Origin of the sequence: Microcystis sp. 49638_E5, from assembly GCF_021300285.1 — a bacterium.
Lineage (GTDB): Bacteria > Cyanobacteriota > Cyanobacteriia > Cyanobacteriales > Microcystaceae > Microcystis > Microcystis aeruginosa_C.
Genome location: NZ_JAJTDH010000095.1, coordinates 1 through 14,255, shown reverse-complemented (window position 1 = coordinate 14,255; position 14,255 = coordinate 1). Strand labels below are relative to the sequence as shown.

12 protein-coding genes and 2 pseudogenes are annotated in these 14,255 nt (G+C 43.5%); 1 reads left to right on the top strand and 13 read right to left on the bottom strand.

Annotated features, from left to right (window positions below; genetic code table 11):
- The 10 genes and pseudogenes from LW728_RS19540 to cas3 all read right to left on the bottom strand — a co-directional run.
- Positions 1 to 271 (bottom strand): Uma2 family endonuclease (locus LW728_RS19540; protein WP_287767774.1); only part of this gene is annotated, 271 nt, incomplete at its 3' end.
- Between the two features lie 119 nt (positions 272 to 390).
- Positions 391 to 687, bottom strand: a pseudogene (locus LW728_RS19535) (Uma2 family endonuclease); the annotation flags it as partial.
- A gap of 9 nt (positions 688 to 696) precedes the next feature.
- Positions 697 to 1,371: a type I-D CRISPR-associated protein Cas5/Csc1 gene (gene cas5d, locus LW728_RS19530; protein WP_002755922.1), complete on the bottom strand. Its 675-nt coding sequence runs from the start codon at positions 1,369 to 1,371 to the stop codon at positions 697 to 699.
- A 55-nt stretch (positions 1,372 to 1,426) separates the two neighbouring features.
- Entirely contained in the window at positions 1,427 to 2,434 is a 1,008-nt protein-coding gene (cas7d, locus tag LW728_RS19525) for a type I-D CRISPR-associated protein Cas7/Csc2 (protein WP_287767772.1), read from the bottom strand.
- 17 nt (positions 2,435 to 2,451) lie between these two features.
- The gene (gene cas10d / locus LW728_RS19520) at positions 2,452 to 5,895 is read right to left on the bottom strand and encodes a type I-D CRISPR-associated protein Cas10d/Csc3 (RefSeq protein ID WP_287767770.1); all 3,444 of its coding nucleotides are present in this window, start codon (positions 5,893 to 5,895) and stop codon (positions 2,452 to 2,454) included.
- A complete protein-coding gene (locus tag LW728_RS19515; protein WP_002742887.1) occupies positions 5,888 to 6,031 on the bottom strand; it encodes a HepT-like ribonuclease domain-containing protein in 144 nt (47 codons plus the stop codon). Before LW728_RS19515 ends, cas10d begins: the two co-directional genes overlap by 8 nt.
- 85 nt (positions 6,032 to 6,116) lie before the next feature.
- Complete coding sequence (gene mntA, locus LW728_RS19510; RefSeq protein ID WP_287669725.1) at positions 6,117 to 6,575, bottom strand: type VII toxin-antitoxin system MntA family adenylyltransferase antitoxin; 459 nt, start codon at positions 6,573 to 6,575, stop codon at positions 6,117 to 6,119.
- Entirely contained in the window at positions 6,568 to 6,966 is a 399-nt protein-coding gene (gene hepT, locus LW728_RS19505) for a type VII toxin-antitoxin system HepT family RNase toxin (protein ID WP_002791882.1), read from the bottom strand. Before hepT ends, mntA (LW728_RS19510) begins: the two co-directional genes overlap by 8 nt.
- A 41-nt stretch (positions 6,967 to 7,007) precedes the next feature.
- The gene (mntA, locus tag LW728_RS19500; protein ID WP_287767768.1) at positions 7,008 to 7,427 is read right to left on the bottom strand and encodes a type VII toxin-antitoxin system MntA family adenylyltransferase antitoxin; all 420 of its coding nucleotides are present in this window, start codon (positions 7,425 to 7,427) and stop codon (positions 7,008 to 7,010) included.
- Positions 7,428 to 7,597: 170 nt separating this feature from the next.
- The gene (gene cas3, locus LW728_RS19495; RefSeq protein ID WP_287767767.1) at positions 7,598 to 9,763 is read right to left on the bottom strand and encodes a type I-D CRISPR-associated helicase Cas3'; all 2,166 of its coding nucleotides are present in this window, start codon (positions 9,761 to 9,763) and stop codon (positions 7,598 to 7,600) included.
- 99 nt (positions 9,764 to 9,862) lie between these two features.
- Between cas3 and LW728_RS19490 the strand changes: the two genes are divergently transcribed.
- Positions 9,863 to 10,726 carry a WYL domain-containing protein gene (locus LW728_RS19490; protein ID WP_287767765.1) on the top strand — a complete coding sequence of 288 codons (864 nt, stop codon included), beginning with the start codon at positions 9,863 to 9,865 and terminating at the stop codon, positions 10,724 to 10,726.
- A gap of 350 nt (positions 10,727 to 11,076) precedes the next feature.
- Here LW728_RS19490 and LW728_RS19485 read toward each other — a convergent pair.
- The 3 genes and pseudogenes from LW728_RS19485 to LW728_RS19475 all read right to left on the bottom strand — a co-directional run.
- A pseudogene (locus LW728_RS19485) lies at positions 11,077 to 11,316 on the bottom strand (ISAzo13-like element transposase-related protein); the annotation flags it as partial.
- A gap of 23 nt (positions 11,317 to 11,339) precedes the next feature.
- Positions 11,340 to 13,253, bottom strand: coding sequence for a tetratricopeptide repeat protein (locus LW728_RS19480; protein WP_287767764.1), 1,914 nt, complete (start codon positions 13,251 to 13,253; stop codon positions 11,340 to 11,342).
- The gene (locus LW728_RS19475) at positions 13,165 to 14,193 is read right to left on the bottom strand and encodes an NB-ARC domain-containing protein (protein WP_287767762.1); all 1,029 of its coding nucleotides are present in this window, start codon (positions 14,191 to 14,193) and stop codon (positions 13,165 to 13,167) included. Before LW728_RS19475 ends, LW728_RS19480 begins: the two co-directional genes overlap by 89 nt.
- Between the last annotated feature and the right edge of the window lie 62 nt (positions 14,194 to 14,255).

The window sequence follows — 14,255 nt, the reverse complement described above, 5'->3', positions numbered from 1 at the left end:
CTAGGGAAATGTAGAGAAGATCGGGAACCGGACACCAATCTCGATCGTTTTTGCTTAGAATAATTGCCCATTCGATTCCCACTTCTCCCCGTCCTTGATTCCAGCGATCGAGTACGAGAAATAAAGCACCAGTTAAACGAGAATGAAAGAATTTCGGTGACATTTTTGCGATCGCTTCTCCATTGACTAATTCATAGGTAATATCGCCATCGGGAGCGGTTAGCGAGAGAAATTCTGGTAAAGTGAGGGATTTAGAAGATATAAGAGTCATGGTCAATTTTCAACCGAAGCGATAGGACAATCGAGCAGGAATTTTGAGATCAGGACGATCGCTTATAACGAGACTGTAGGGCATTAACTTAATCGGGCCTTGGCAAAAATTTGTCCGGGGGTTAGGGTTAAATCGGGGAGGAGAACTAGGGAAATGTAGAGAAGATCGGGAACCGGACACCAATCTCGATCGTTTTTGCTTAGAATAATTGCCCATTCGATTCCCACTTCTCCCCGTCCTTGATTCCAGCGATCGAGTATAGAAGATAAAGCCAGAGTTAAACGAGAATGAAAGAATTTCGGGGACATTTTTGGGATAGCTTCTCCATCGACTAATTCATAGGTAATATCGCCATCGGGATCGGTTAGCGAGAAAAATTCTGGTAAAGTGAGGGGTTTAGAGGAGATAAGAGTCATGGTCAATTTTCAACCGAAGTGATAGGACAATCGAGCGGGAATTTTCAGATCGGGACGATCGCTTATTTGGTAATATTCCCCGCGCATTCTCACATTACGAATCAAACTAACGGGAGGCATATTAATCACATCGTAGCCAATCACCTGATGGGTAAACATAACATCGAGAGGATTTAAAGGATAGGGATAAATAAATAAATCCTCTTTTTGTTTTGATAGGGAAAGTTCTGTCAGTTTTACTTCCGCTTTACTCATCCATTTTCCTAAACGAATCCATTTAGGAAGTTGTAGGGGGTGATGGGAAATGATAAAACATTCAAAAACACTTTCGGGAGCGATTTCTTTGGCTCTGCCAAAACTGGGAATATTTTTCTGGGTTTTTTCCATCTCCACATGATAGTTATTATTGGCATATTTCCAAGTATTGAGAACCGCCGTATGAGCGATCGCCCGTGCGGGAGTGACATAAATTTTCTCTTCGTTAAGAGGATTTAAATGTTCTTGGTACTGGGGAATCTGTTCGGAACAGAAGTAACGATAACTATCGCTATTTACCAATCCCAAAGCATAACAGAGCGCGTAATTATGAATTACGGGTTCGCTTTCGTAGAGTCTGCCGATTTCACGGGTTGCGTAATAAAGACTATCGTGCAGTTCTAATTGACAGGAATAAATATGTACCATAACTCTTTAAAAATTGCGAGGATCTAGGGTGAGAAATTACTCACCCTACTGAAATTTACGGTTTTTTAGCGGCTGGCTTTTTCTCGGCGATATGTTTCTTAGCGTAGTCTTTCGCTTCTTTATCCGCTTGGTTTAAGAGCGATAAAATTCCTGCTTCCGTACCCGTGAGAGTTTTCACCTCAGTTAATAAAGGTTGAAAATTTTCCCCGATAAAATCGGTATGAACGATAAATTCTTCCGCCATTAATGCTTGTATTGCTTCGGTGGCTTTTTCCATAACTAAATCCTCGTCTAAGGGATCGATCGATTGTAATACCTCATCGGGAAGGCGATCATATATTGCCTGTGTCCAGCGCAAATTACTAACAATTTCCCCATCGGCAAAAATAACACCGATAAGCTCATTTCTTACCCGTCCCGTCCGGGTGGTTTGTGCGCCGTAGTGACGGGTACGCAGGATGTTATTAAAAACATAGAGAAAACCCGCTTCTGTCGGATCTTTTAAAGTGACAATACTAGGGAAAAACACCTGCGGACGGATGTGATCTTGCTGGTTAATCCTGCTAGTCACTTCCCCTACTTTTGTGTTATTTTCTCCCTTAGATGCCATAGTACCATTCTCGTAGGGAGCGTTTAAAGTAAAACTTTCATGGGATTCATCAAAGGGTGTGATCGAAAAAGCCGTATCTACTACTACTTTCGATTTTTCTGAACCCGAATCACTGATAGCAAAACCATAAATAATACAGTCGGGGTTATTCATGGCAAATTTTACATTGTACTCACATTCTTCGGCGGTAATTAATCCGTAGTTTCTGAGTAATTCTCGACCTACTAGGCGTTCTGGAGTTGATTGCTTCCGTTTAAACATCGATAAACGACTAATCGTTTTTTTGCTATCAATTCCCGCACGAACACGAGCTTTATTTAGCTCTCCATCTGTTTGAAATAAAGGATAAGATTCTGTAACTCGAATCGTCAAAAAGTGAACGTATTTTCCCATCGGTTTGTAGGGAATATCGCTATGAAAGAATTTAGAATCGAGGGTTTTCAGTAAAGACATGGTAGGTACTCCTTGAATTAATTATTGTTTTCAGAATCTTCATCCACAGGTTGACCCTGGGCTTTTAACTCTTGATTTTCTCTGTCCTGTTCGAGACGGTAAAGAAATTCGCAGGTATCGCGAATGAGGTTTAATTGTCTGCCAGCTAGACGCGCTCGATCGCCCTTAAAAGAAACCTCGAACACATCGATCACAAAATAACGAGCAAAAGACAATATTTTCTGTCTTTCCTGTTCTCGATCGGATAAAATCCAGCGACCTTCTGCGGTAGAAGCATGAACCCGATTCATTAAGCTGGCCACTTCCGCCGCTACTACAGAAACTAGGGCTTCTCCCTGATACATTCCTCCTTTGAGAATCGTATCGGCGGCCACATTGATCGGTTTTAAAACTGCGTTCGCTTTCGGATTATATTGTTTATTAGCTCGATAGAATTGACGATACAATTCGGTTAACTTTTTCGGGTGATTTAAGGGCGATTCTGCTGTCATATCGATAGTTAAATTGGTTCGGTTGGCTTGTACATAGGGATCGAAACAAGGATAAAAATCGTAGAGATACAGAGCGATTCGATTAGCGCTAGGTATATCGGCATCTTTGCCCCGTTTCCACTGTTTAAGGTAATGAAAAACATAGAGAGGACTGGTTTCTAAATTGATAGCGAGTTCCGTTAATTTGCCCCAATTGGGATCATAACCCGTCTTACCCTGCTTCGAGTTCACGTCTAAATGAATAGAATAGGCTGCGGTTAGGGTATTTAGAGGGGCGGAATATTTTTTTCCGTCATTATCTTGCCATGGGTTCAAGACTCGATCGAGACGGAATCGATCGCATCGGGTTAAGGACCGGATCGCTTGGGGCGCACTGTCCAGAAATACCGTCTCTTCAAATTCCGCACCGTCGCGATAGGGAGGAATAGGAGACTCAGAAACCACCGTTTTGACATCTAAAATCATCGGGAAAGCTAATCCTAACCATGCCGGCATAACCCAGGATTCCGTATCGGTGGGATCGCGGCCGGGAGGTAGGGCCATAAAATAAAAGGTTAAGGGTTTATCTTCGGGATAGGATAGTTTAAAAGTGCGGTCTTTTTTGCCATCTTCCTCCTCGTTAATTGTTTCCTTTTTCTGCCTTAATTTTTCATCGATCAGGAAACTATCAACACTCTGATAACGGGTTCGATCGAAGTTAGCGACCAGATTCTTATCAACAAAGTGCAACTTTATCGAGCTATCAAAACGAGTTTGAGCGATGTTAGCGTAGGCTTTTTGTAAAAAACTATTGGTTTCGGGAGTAAAATAATAGGTCGGGTAAAAGTACAGATAGCGATATTTGCCGTCCTCGAAACGTTTTCCTACCGCTTGGGTTTGATTCATAAGAATCTGACGCAACATCATTTCCGTTCCCGCGATACTGGAAATGTTTCGTTTGGCGTTCGAGCCTGCCAGCATTTGTTTATTAGTATAGACTTGGGGAGTAAAAAGAACCGCCGATTCCATCTGTTCGCTGACACTATAGGGAGAATGGGAGATCGAACAGAGAAGTTGACGGCCGCGACCTTGTTTTTTAGCGGCGTTGTAGTGGTTTAATTCTTTCTGGAAGGTTTCGATCGAGTGGGCCAATTCCCGACCGGGTAACTGCACCACTTGATTAACCCACTCTCGCAAATCCTCCCAACCATCGGGTAAGTTATATCCCGCAACTATGGCGGCGATTTTTGCGGCGAGAAAAGCGATTAAATCTTCTGCAACCGGTCTAATATCCTCGATTCCGGGATGCTGTTTCAGGTATTGCGCCGCTAGATAATACCATTCGTAGGGAACCCCTCCCGTATTGCCTTTCAGTTTGAGTTCTTTTAACGATTCATTAATACGCTTGATCGCTCGAATTTGTGGCAGATAATTTTCTAGATTCCAATAATGCGCGATCTCGCTAATTAAATCTAAATCCGGCGGTGCGGGTAAGTTTTTCTGCAATTTTCGCGCCTGTTCGATTTTTTCCAGGCGATCGCCCCAGATTTTCCGCGTCACCACGTCCCCGAATTCCGCTAGGCGATCGATGCGGATATCATCTTCACAATGAAAATCGTAATCCGTCGGTAAAACGCCCTGTTGTTGAAATTTAATCAGGTTTTCGCCGCGACTTCCGGCCACGGACGCTTTATTATCACCGAGGATGCGAAGGGTGGCGTTGAGGGCAGCGCGCATTAACCCAGCATCGTCGAAAAATTGGCTGTAGTAATCTGCGTATTTCATCCCCTTGCCATCTCGGCCGAATCCCGTTTGTTTACGCTGTAATTCACCGCTACAGAGGGATTTAATAGTGTCCACCACTCGATTCGGTAAGGTTTCTAGGGACACTTCTGGCGCGTTTTTGGGGGCGATATAGACAACTCCCGTAGGCAGGTAAAGTAAAGGCTGATAGTCTAGTTCTTGATGTGCTTCCATCACCGCGTTATTAAGTACGTTCGTTAGTACCCCGCGGTTTTCGGCGATGCTGTGGTAAGTGAATTTTAGTTCCCCATCGCTGAGGCTGTATAAAAGGTCTTGTAACGGAGCTTTTTCCGCATCGTGGGGGTGTTTAATAATGGAAGCCAAGCGATCGGCTAGACAGGCAAGATCGGTTAAACTTTCGAGGGCGCTATTGTTTAAGCGAGTATTTAACCCATCTTCCGAGGTATTTCGATCGGTATCATTCCGACGCTGGGCATTTTTAGCGATGTATATCAAATCATCAAGATATTCAGTCCATTTTTTTGGTTGATCGGAAAATAAAAAGCGATCTAATCCTAATTCGGGAACCAATACTTGAAAAATCTCTCGATGTTCCTCTCGTGATAGTTTGCGGATATCTCGATCGAAGTCCTCGTTAATCTCGATATATTTCGCCGGCATCGCGGGAAAAAGCGAGTAGCGGAATTTCTCGAAATCGTGGAGAATAAACCCCGCGATCGCCAACCTGCGCTCGCATTCCTTTACTACCCGTCGAACGGTAGTATTGAGTTTTTCTAGTCGTTTTTCGATGAGATTGGCGGGAAATAATCCATTAAGTAAATGAGTATTGAGAGATTGATCTCCTGCATTATCCCGTCGAACTTTGCTTTTTCCCTCTAATTCCCGACGGCGATCGATTTCCTCGAAGAAATTTCCCCCTTTTGCCGTTACCCCGATCGCTAATCGGAGTAAATTGGGTAATACCATTTCGGCAAAATCTGCCATAACTCGATCGTCGGGGTTTTCGGCTCGAATCGCCTCCCGTAGGAGTTTTAGGGTTAGCAGTTGGCGAACGGTTTCGACTCGGCGATCGCTTACCGATTCGCTAATTCCTAAATCTTCGGAAACAAGAGATTCTAAATCAATATCCTCGAACTCAAAATCCAGATCTTTATCTTCAATTTCTGTAGTGTTATCGAATAGATTTAACTGTCCCGTTTCCTCTAATTTTTTTTGTTTTTTAGGCATCTTTCACCTCTAGAGAGTCTAAATAGTCGGTAATTTGTTTGAGATAAAGCGGAAATTGAGATAAAGCGATCGGAATCGCCTTAAAAACAAGTTCATTATCGATCGCCTCGTATTGATGCACTAAACGATTTCCCATTCCTGATGATTTCGCCCCCCCGTAATCGATTAAGATATTTGATCATCAAACGAATTCTAACGGTGACTATCTCCCTTTCCATCGTTTAAACTCCCCATTGTTTGAGCCAAAGATCGATACTGTCTTTTTGAATCTTTCGGAATTTAGCGGTATCGGCGTACTCTTTCCAAGCGCGTACACGAAATTTTAAAAAGTCTCCCGTATTTTTTTCATAGATAAGTTTTCCATCTCGTGCGACTTGATACTTCATTAATGGAGAACAGCGATCGAGTTCAATTAGATCGATCAAATCACGGTTTATCTCAAACAATTCACTCAAGATAGAGAGAGAAGTTAAGTAATCATTACTGATTTCCTTAATATGTGTTTGTCTGTTTGTTTCATCGTGTGAAATTGCCAAATCCCAATCGCTATCAGGTCTATGCTCTCCACGCGCTCTAGAACCGAAGAGAATTAATAGTTTTAAATTCGGTATTTTTTCCACAGTCGTGTTTATTCTATTGACTGTATTGATAATTTTTAATTCTTTCGTATTTCTAACCATTTTCTGCCTCCAAGGAATCTAGATATTGAACGATCGAGCGTTGGTAGCGGGGATAATCTCGTAAAATATTAGCGATCGAGGAATGAACGATATCGGGATCAATTTTCTTGTATAGGTGTACGAGTAAGTTTCTTAATTTAATAGACTCGGCCAGTTGAACGGCTAGGTGTTCTTCTAAGATTCCCAGTTCTACGATCTGAAATAATGCGTCGCGAGCATTATTCGGAGACTCGATATCTAAACATTTTAAAATCTGGTAATTGATATCGATGCCAGTTTGAACGATAAGCTGAATTAACCTTTCTATGGCTAATTGACGTTCTCTTAATGTACGATAATCCTCTAAGGTGATCGAACCGTACTCGCTAAGTTCGGCGAGGTATTGATTCATGAGGTTTAATTCGTCTATCGCAATCAGAGGTTGAATGGCATTTACACTCCTTTTTCTCGTAGAGAAATCTCCAGATTATTCCGTAATTGACGGTATAACGCTTTCGATTCTTCAGGATTCATGAGAAATTTTTCTTTAAATCCCTCGAATAGTCCCGTTTCCCGTTCGTATAGAAGTTGACCATCTCGCGCGACATAATGAGCGAGGATCGGCGAACATTCTTTTAAATCAATCACATCAATTTTGTCCTCGGGAATCTCTAAAGCTTGTTCGAGTAGTGTATAAATTTTCAACAGACTCGAAATATCCTTTTGATCAATTCTTTCCTCGTATAAAACAGCGAAATCCCAATCGCTATCAGGTTTATGCTCTCCACGCGCTCTAGAACCGAAGAGAATTAATAGTTTTAAATTCGGTAGTTTTTCGACAATAGCCGTAATTTTTTCTACTAGCCTATTCATATTTAGCCCCTATCAAAAAAAATGGCAAGAATCCGATGGATATATCGATCGATGTCCCTAGCGTCTGTCTATGTCTATTATCAAACGCGGAGGAAGCAAAGAGCAACTAAATCCCAGAAAAAGTGTCCGTACACTTTGACTCCCTCATCTCTTGGTAGCCTCAAACGGCATCAACAGATCCACACCTCACCCCCTTTACCTTTGAACCGATGAGCGAGAGTATCCAACAACAAAGCCGATTGACCGATCGCGATAGAATAGGGTGACAGGGGAGAATGAATACTACTCTCGTCACTAATCGGATAAATACCAAAGTGCATCGGTAATTGTAAGCGTTGGCGAACTGCGGCAACGGGATAGGCAAGAACGAAGCTAACCAGAGCCTGATCCCGTAACTCCCGACTAATTCGATCGAGCCAAGGATTATCCGGTTGCCAAACACCGATTCCCGTCAAAACCTGCACTTTCCACGCGGAGGCGATCTCGCCTAAATCGCCGTCGTAGGTAAAGCGCCAGTTTAACCGTTCCTCTCGATATCCCTTTAAATTCAGAAACGCGAGACAATAATCGAAACGTCTGCGTGCGATCGGTGTTTTCGTGGCCTCGATCTGGCGCTTAAACTCGCCTTTTCTCCACACCTCCACCTCTAGATTACCGAGAATACTGGGTAAATCGTAGGTTTTAAAGCGATCGCATTCCTCCGGTTCCGTCGAATCGTATAACCCGCATAGTAACGGACTCGACCCGCGAAAACTAGACGCATCCTCGAAAATCGGATTACCGTTTTTCCCCGATAACTCCTTCCATTCGTCGGCCCATCCTTTCACCCGACCGGCGACCCGTTTTAAACTGGTATCGAAAACCTCCTCGCATTCCTGTTGAAACTTCTGGCGACTTTCCCCGTATTGGGATTTGATCTTCGGACTCCCTAAATTCCACCAGAGTTGAAATGATTGTACCGCTCCCCAACGTTGGTAATAACCCTCGAAATTATTGATATGACGGTAGTTACTCTTGATGGCCTCCTGTAGCTGAATTCGGTCATACCGTTCCCCGACTTGTAACGGTGCGTCTTTCTTCTCGAATAACCGTTCTAGGAAAAATTTCGGAACCAGAGCGATCGCTGTGAAGTTAGCAAATTTTACCGCCGTTCCCTTTCGATCGTAGCCGCTGTGACGGCCTAAACGGCCGAAACGTTGAATAAAATTTCCCGCATCCGACGACTCAAAAATGAGGAAATTAATCTTGAAGTCCACCCCCACATCGATGGTACTCGTTCCGATCACCAGATCACGATTTAACGATGCCGACTTCTCCCGCGTTCCCGAAAGACCCGTATTTTCCCCCACCGTTAAACCGATAGTCGCCAATAATTCTCGGAAAATCGGCAGCAGACGTTTAACCGAAGCGATCGAATTGAGAATAATCGCGCCCTTGCTGCCGGGGTATCGCTTAAAATAGTCTAAAATTCGCTCTTTATTTTCTTTCAACCAATTTTCCGAAGTTTGAAAACTCGACGGTAAAGGAATAAAAGATAGCTCGATTTCCGAGGTTACTTGTCGCCATCCCTGTTGAGCGAGGGAATTGGCCTCTTCTGGGGTATCGGGAAACTGGTATTTTCCTTCTCTTACCGGGTCGATCGATCGATAGCGAAACCCCGCTTTATCCAATCGTTTTAGTAAACCCTCGTCGGGAGTTGCGGACAAAAACAGGTATCGTTTCCCACGATTGGCCCGTCGGATTAGAAGCATGGTATTGATAATACTGGCGACCTGTGGCGTGCCGAAAACGTGAAATTCATCGAATAGGAAGAGATCGAAATGTTTATCGATCCGGTTCCATAGCTGATCGGGGTTATCGTAGGGGGTTAAATAGGCCCCCCGATGCAGATAATGGAAAATATCGGGGTTAGTTAAGAGAATTTCCGACTGTTTCGATCGAGTCTCTAGAGCGATCGCTTTCGTTTTCCCATCCCGTTCGGCGTACAATTCCAACTCGGGCCCGGTCAAAAGATTGACCCGGGGTTGATCCGTTGGTTGAAATCGTTGAATATATGCCTCGATCTGACCCCGCTGATCCCGCGCCAGTTCATTGGTTGGGTAGAGTCCCATAATCGGGAAATATCCTTGCAAAGTTCGCAGGTAGGCCGCCAGACTTTTCCCGTCCCCCGTCATGGCCGAATTGATGATTACCTCGACATTGGGATCATTTAGTGCTTTCCACGTCTCCACCTGATGCCACGATAACCGCCATCCTTGCGGAACCTTGATCCCGTCCGGTATCTCGTCTGCGGGACAGGAATAGACCGGCTTGAGCGTTACTTGATAATTTACCATGAATTTCTGTCCGTAATTCCTTGCTATCTTCCATACTAACCACGATAATAGGGATGGACAAGTACCTTAACAGAAAAAGTGTCCGTATATTTATAAACTATGAGCCGGATAGGACAATCAATCACTTTATCGGTCAGTGAAAAAGAAAAACAGGCCCTAGAAATCCTTGCCAGTGAATTCGGGCTATTTTGGGGAGATAAACCGAATATATCGAAGCTAATCAAAGAAATTGCCCATAATAAGCTTAAAATCGCTCCTAATCACGACTGGAAGCCCGATCGCTTGCAGATGCTCCAACAGGCGATCGATTCTCTTATTGATGCCGGACAAATCCCCATCGCCCTAGAACTAACTAAACTACTATTAGAACGGAGCGAACTGTCGGGACCCTTACGGAAAGAGCTAGAAGGCCGCCTCGATAATTCTCCCCCACCATGGCGACTGGAACTCGATCGCTGCATTCTCCGACAACAACCCTTTCAGTTATCCTATCAGGATGCCGGCGATCGAATCTGGGAATTCCATCTTTACCATGCCGCTATCAATCGTCACGGGGATCGCTTATATCTCGATTGTTGGTGCGAGGAAACCGAGGGAAATCAAGATATATCAGAACTAAACCATAATTGGAGTTTACGGCTCGATCGAATCCCCAACGATTCCTTAATTACCCCAATCCCTAGAGGCAAGTGGCGCCATCAGCTTGATAGTGTCTCGGCCGAGTTTCAGCTATTCGATGGATTAGCTCGATCGTACCAGACTAAAACCGCTATCGATATCGCCAACGAATTGATCTCGACCAATCCCCTTGTCCGGCAGATTACCCGACAGGTAACGAGTAGCTTCTGGTTTTTCCGCGAGATTCTCCCCTACGGGGAAGATTGCTTGTTGATCTCCCCAGAAAAAGTCCGCAAGCGTTTTTATGACAAGGTGCAGCGGCTTTATCGACGCTACGAGTCCTGAAAAGATTTTCGTCCCTGCTGAATCAAGATACGATACTAAATCCTGTTTAAAAAGTATTGTAAGTAGCTGGTTATAATTAAACCCCTTGATAAGGGGGGTGCCGATAGGCGGGGGGATCTACCCTTGATAAGGGGGGTGCCGATAGGCGGGGGGATCTACCCTTGATAAGGGGGGTGCCGATAGGCGGGGGGATCTGAAAGTTTTCAATACCTACCTACTTAATCTATAACTGAGTTTATGCAAGGATCGTGGACGAAAGAGCAAAACTACGGTTTTCTCTGTGAATGGGGTTTAGCTTAACGATCGAATTATCGGGTTTTGTCTCATCGATGACGACTTTGCACGGCTATAACTTGCATTTTTTGGCAAAACTCAACTATACGTTTCATAAACTGAGTTCGTCTGGAATTATTTTCTGGTCTATTATCTTGATTAATTATCAAAGTTTTAATTTTCTCAAAACGAGATTTTTTAGACTCCCAGAAATCCTCTAATATATCAACAATAAAGTCACTGGTGACTGTGGAGGTAGTTAAATACAAAAACAACTCATCAAATTCTGGAATAAATATTCCGTAAAGGGTTAGGGTGACAGGAATTTATGGTTCGATAATTATGCTTTCCTCAACCATCTTTTTAACAATCGCCACAATGCCACTATTATCACCCCAATTAAAACTAAAGGAAACTTAACCACCCCCAGAAAGAAAGCAACGATTAAGGGATATTTTCGGGTTTCTAATTGCCGAATTTCATCATCGCACTTTTGAACATATCCTGCTAACCCCAATGCTTGAAATAATTCCCGCGACTGAAGATATGCTTCTTTCGCTTCCGATATACGTTTGAGTTTATAGTAGGTAAGTCCCAGATTAAACCAAGCTTTCGCTTCACTCCCCCGATCACCGATTTCGCGTGTGATTGCTAAAGACTGTTGATAAAACTCGATCGCTTTTTGGTATTCTCCTAGGGAATAGTAAACAGCACCTAAATTATTGTAGGATTCCGCTTCACCCCCCCGATCACCGATTTCCCGTTTGATTGCTAAGGACTGTTGATGAAACTCGATCGCTTTTTGGTATTCTCCTAAAGAATAGTAAACATTGCCTAAACCCATGTAGGATTTCGCTTCACCCCCCCGATCACCGATTTCCCGTTTGATTGCTAAGGACTGTTGATGAAACTCGACCGCTTTTTGGTATTCTCCTAGGGAATAGTAAACATTGCCTAAACCCATGTAGGAATTCGCTTCACCCCCCCGATCACCGATTTCCCGTGTGATTGCTAAGGACTGTTGATAAAACTCGCTCGCTTTTTGGTATTCTCCTAGGGAATAGTAAACATTGCCTAAATTACCGTAGGATGCCGCTTCACCCCCCCGATCACCGATTTCCCGTGTGATTGCTAAAGACTGTTGATGAAACTCGATCGCTTTTTGGTATTCTCCTAGGGAATAGTAAACAATGCCTAAACCTATGTAGGAATACGCTTCAACCCCCCGATCACCGATTTCCCGTGTGATTGCTAAAGACTGTTGATGAAACTCGATCGCTTTTTGGTATTCTCCTAGGGAATTGTAAACAGTGCCTAAATTATTGTAGGATGCCGCTTCACCCCCCCGATCACCGATTTCCCGAAGGATTGCTAAGGACTGTTGATGAAATTCGCTCGCTTTTTGGTATTCTCCTAGGGAATAGTAAACATTGCCTAAATTATTGTAGGATTTCGCTTCACCCCCCCGATCACCGATTTCCCGATCGATTGCTAAGGACTGTTGATGAAACTCGATCGCTTTTTGGTATTCTCCAAGGGAATTGTAAACAGTGCCTAAATTATTGTAGGATTTCGCTTCACCCCCCCGATCACCGATTTCCCGATCGATTGCTAAGGACTGTTGATGAAACTCGATCGCTTTTTGGTATTCTCCTAGGGAATCGTAAGCATTGCCTAAACTGGTGAGGGATGCGGCATAATTCCAGTTGGTTTGCTCCTCCTGTTGTTGGTAAACAGTGACTAATTCAAGGTAATAATCGGCCCGGGTTTGATAATAACCCCGTCGGGTGAGAAAATCATCGATAGCACGGAGAATATCAAAAGCATTGTCGTACTCGGTTAACTGATAGCAATGATAGAAAATTTCTAGGTAAGGTTGCACATCGTTGAAGATTTCCCAGGAGTCGGGTTGAGCAATAGAAAGATAATAGGCGATCGCTTTTTGGTGTAATTCCCTTTGATCGCCGGCTTTGTATTGTGCATATTCCCAAACTAAAGGCTGAAAACTAAAAATTCGCTGGCGATTTTCCTCTTTTTCTTCTAATAATGATCGTCGCTGCAATTCTCGCAAATCTGCCGTGATCTCGGACAGTGCGATCTCGGGGTAATTATCCATCACCGCTTTGGCTGCTGGAGAATCAAATTCTCGGCGATAAATGCTGGTTTTAGTGAAGAGAATCAAATTCTCGGCGATAAATGCTGGTTTTAGTGAATAATTCCTGCTGTCTTTGGCTAAGTCGCTGAAAACTAGCATCTAAAACTAAAGCAATTCCCACTGTCTCTTGACGATGACTCCCCACCACCTGCGGATCGCTCAAAAGTTGCGATAAATTTCCTAATCCTAAATCCGCTAACCTTTCTAAACTGGGGTTTTGCGGAAATTCTGCTAGGAGTAAATCCGCCACCAATCGCAGGAGTAATGGATGACCACCCACCCGTCGAGAAAAGTTCTCTAGATCCCCTGTTATTTGCGATTCCGCTAACAATTGCGCCCCTTCAGGAGGTTTCAAACCTTTTAGCTCAATCCAACGGTTAAAACCCCTAGTTTTTGGCTTTTCTCTGGTGGTGACTATAATTTTGCTCGTGTCACCTTTTTCTATCCAAGCAGTGAAAAACTGCTGATAAAATTCATTATTCCAAGAACCATCTTTCCCTAATAAACTCTCTAGATTATCGATAATAATTAGGTGGCGATGGCGTTGCAATTGTCTGATTAAAGCTTCCTGTAAATCTATTTCTTCTTTGGGGACGGGATAACCAAATTCCGTCAGGAATTGGCGAGCTAAACCACTAAATCCGCCCAGATTTCCCGCTTCCCACCAAAAGCGTTTTGGGAATAAATCTTCATCGTCCCCTAGGGAAGGATCGAGGGGAATTTCCTCCTCAAAAATTTTACTGGCTAGGGTAGATTTTCCAATTCCTCCAACTCCTTTGATGCCAATCATCGCAACATTTGGATCAGTAAACCACTGCTTAATTTGGGTGATTTCCTCCTCCCTTCCCTGCCAATGGACGAGACTTTTTCGAGCATTTCCTCCCTTGAAAATACCCCCCGATGGAGTTTCCAATCGGTTTAAAAGTTCCTCGGAAAGTATTAGATTTTTAGTCTCGATTTTGCCAATTAAATTTACTTTAGATTGATCCTGTGCCGTTGCCGATAGATTAATCTCGTTGGAATTAGTTTCTGAAGTCATGAGAAAAATTGGAGGTTTTCTTGAGATAAAAATTAGAATGGCTCTCTTGTCTTTCCTGTGAT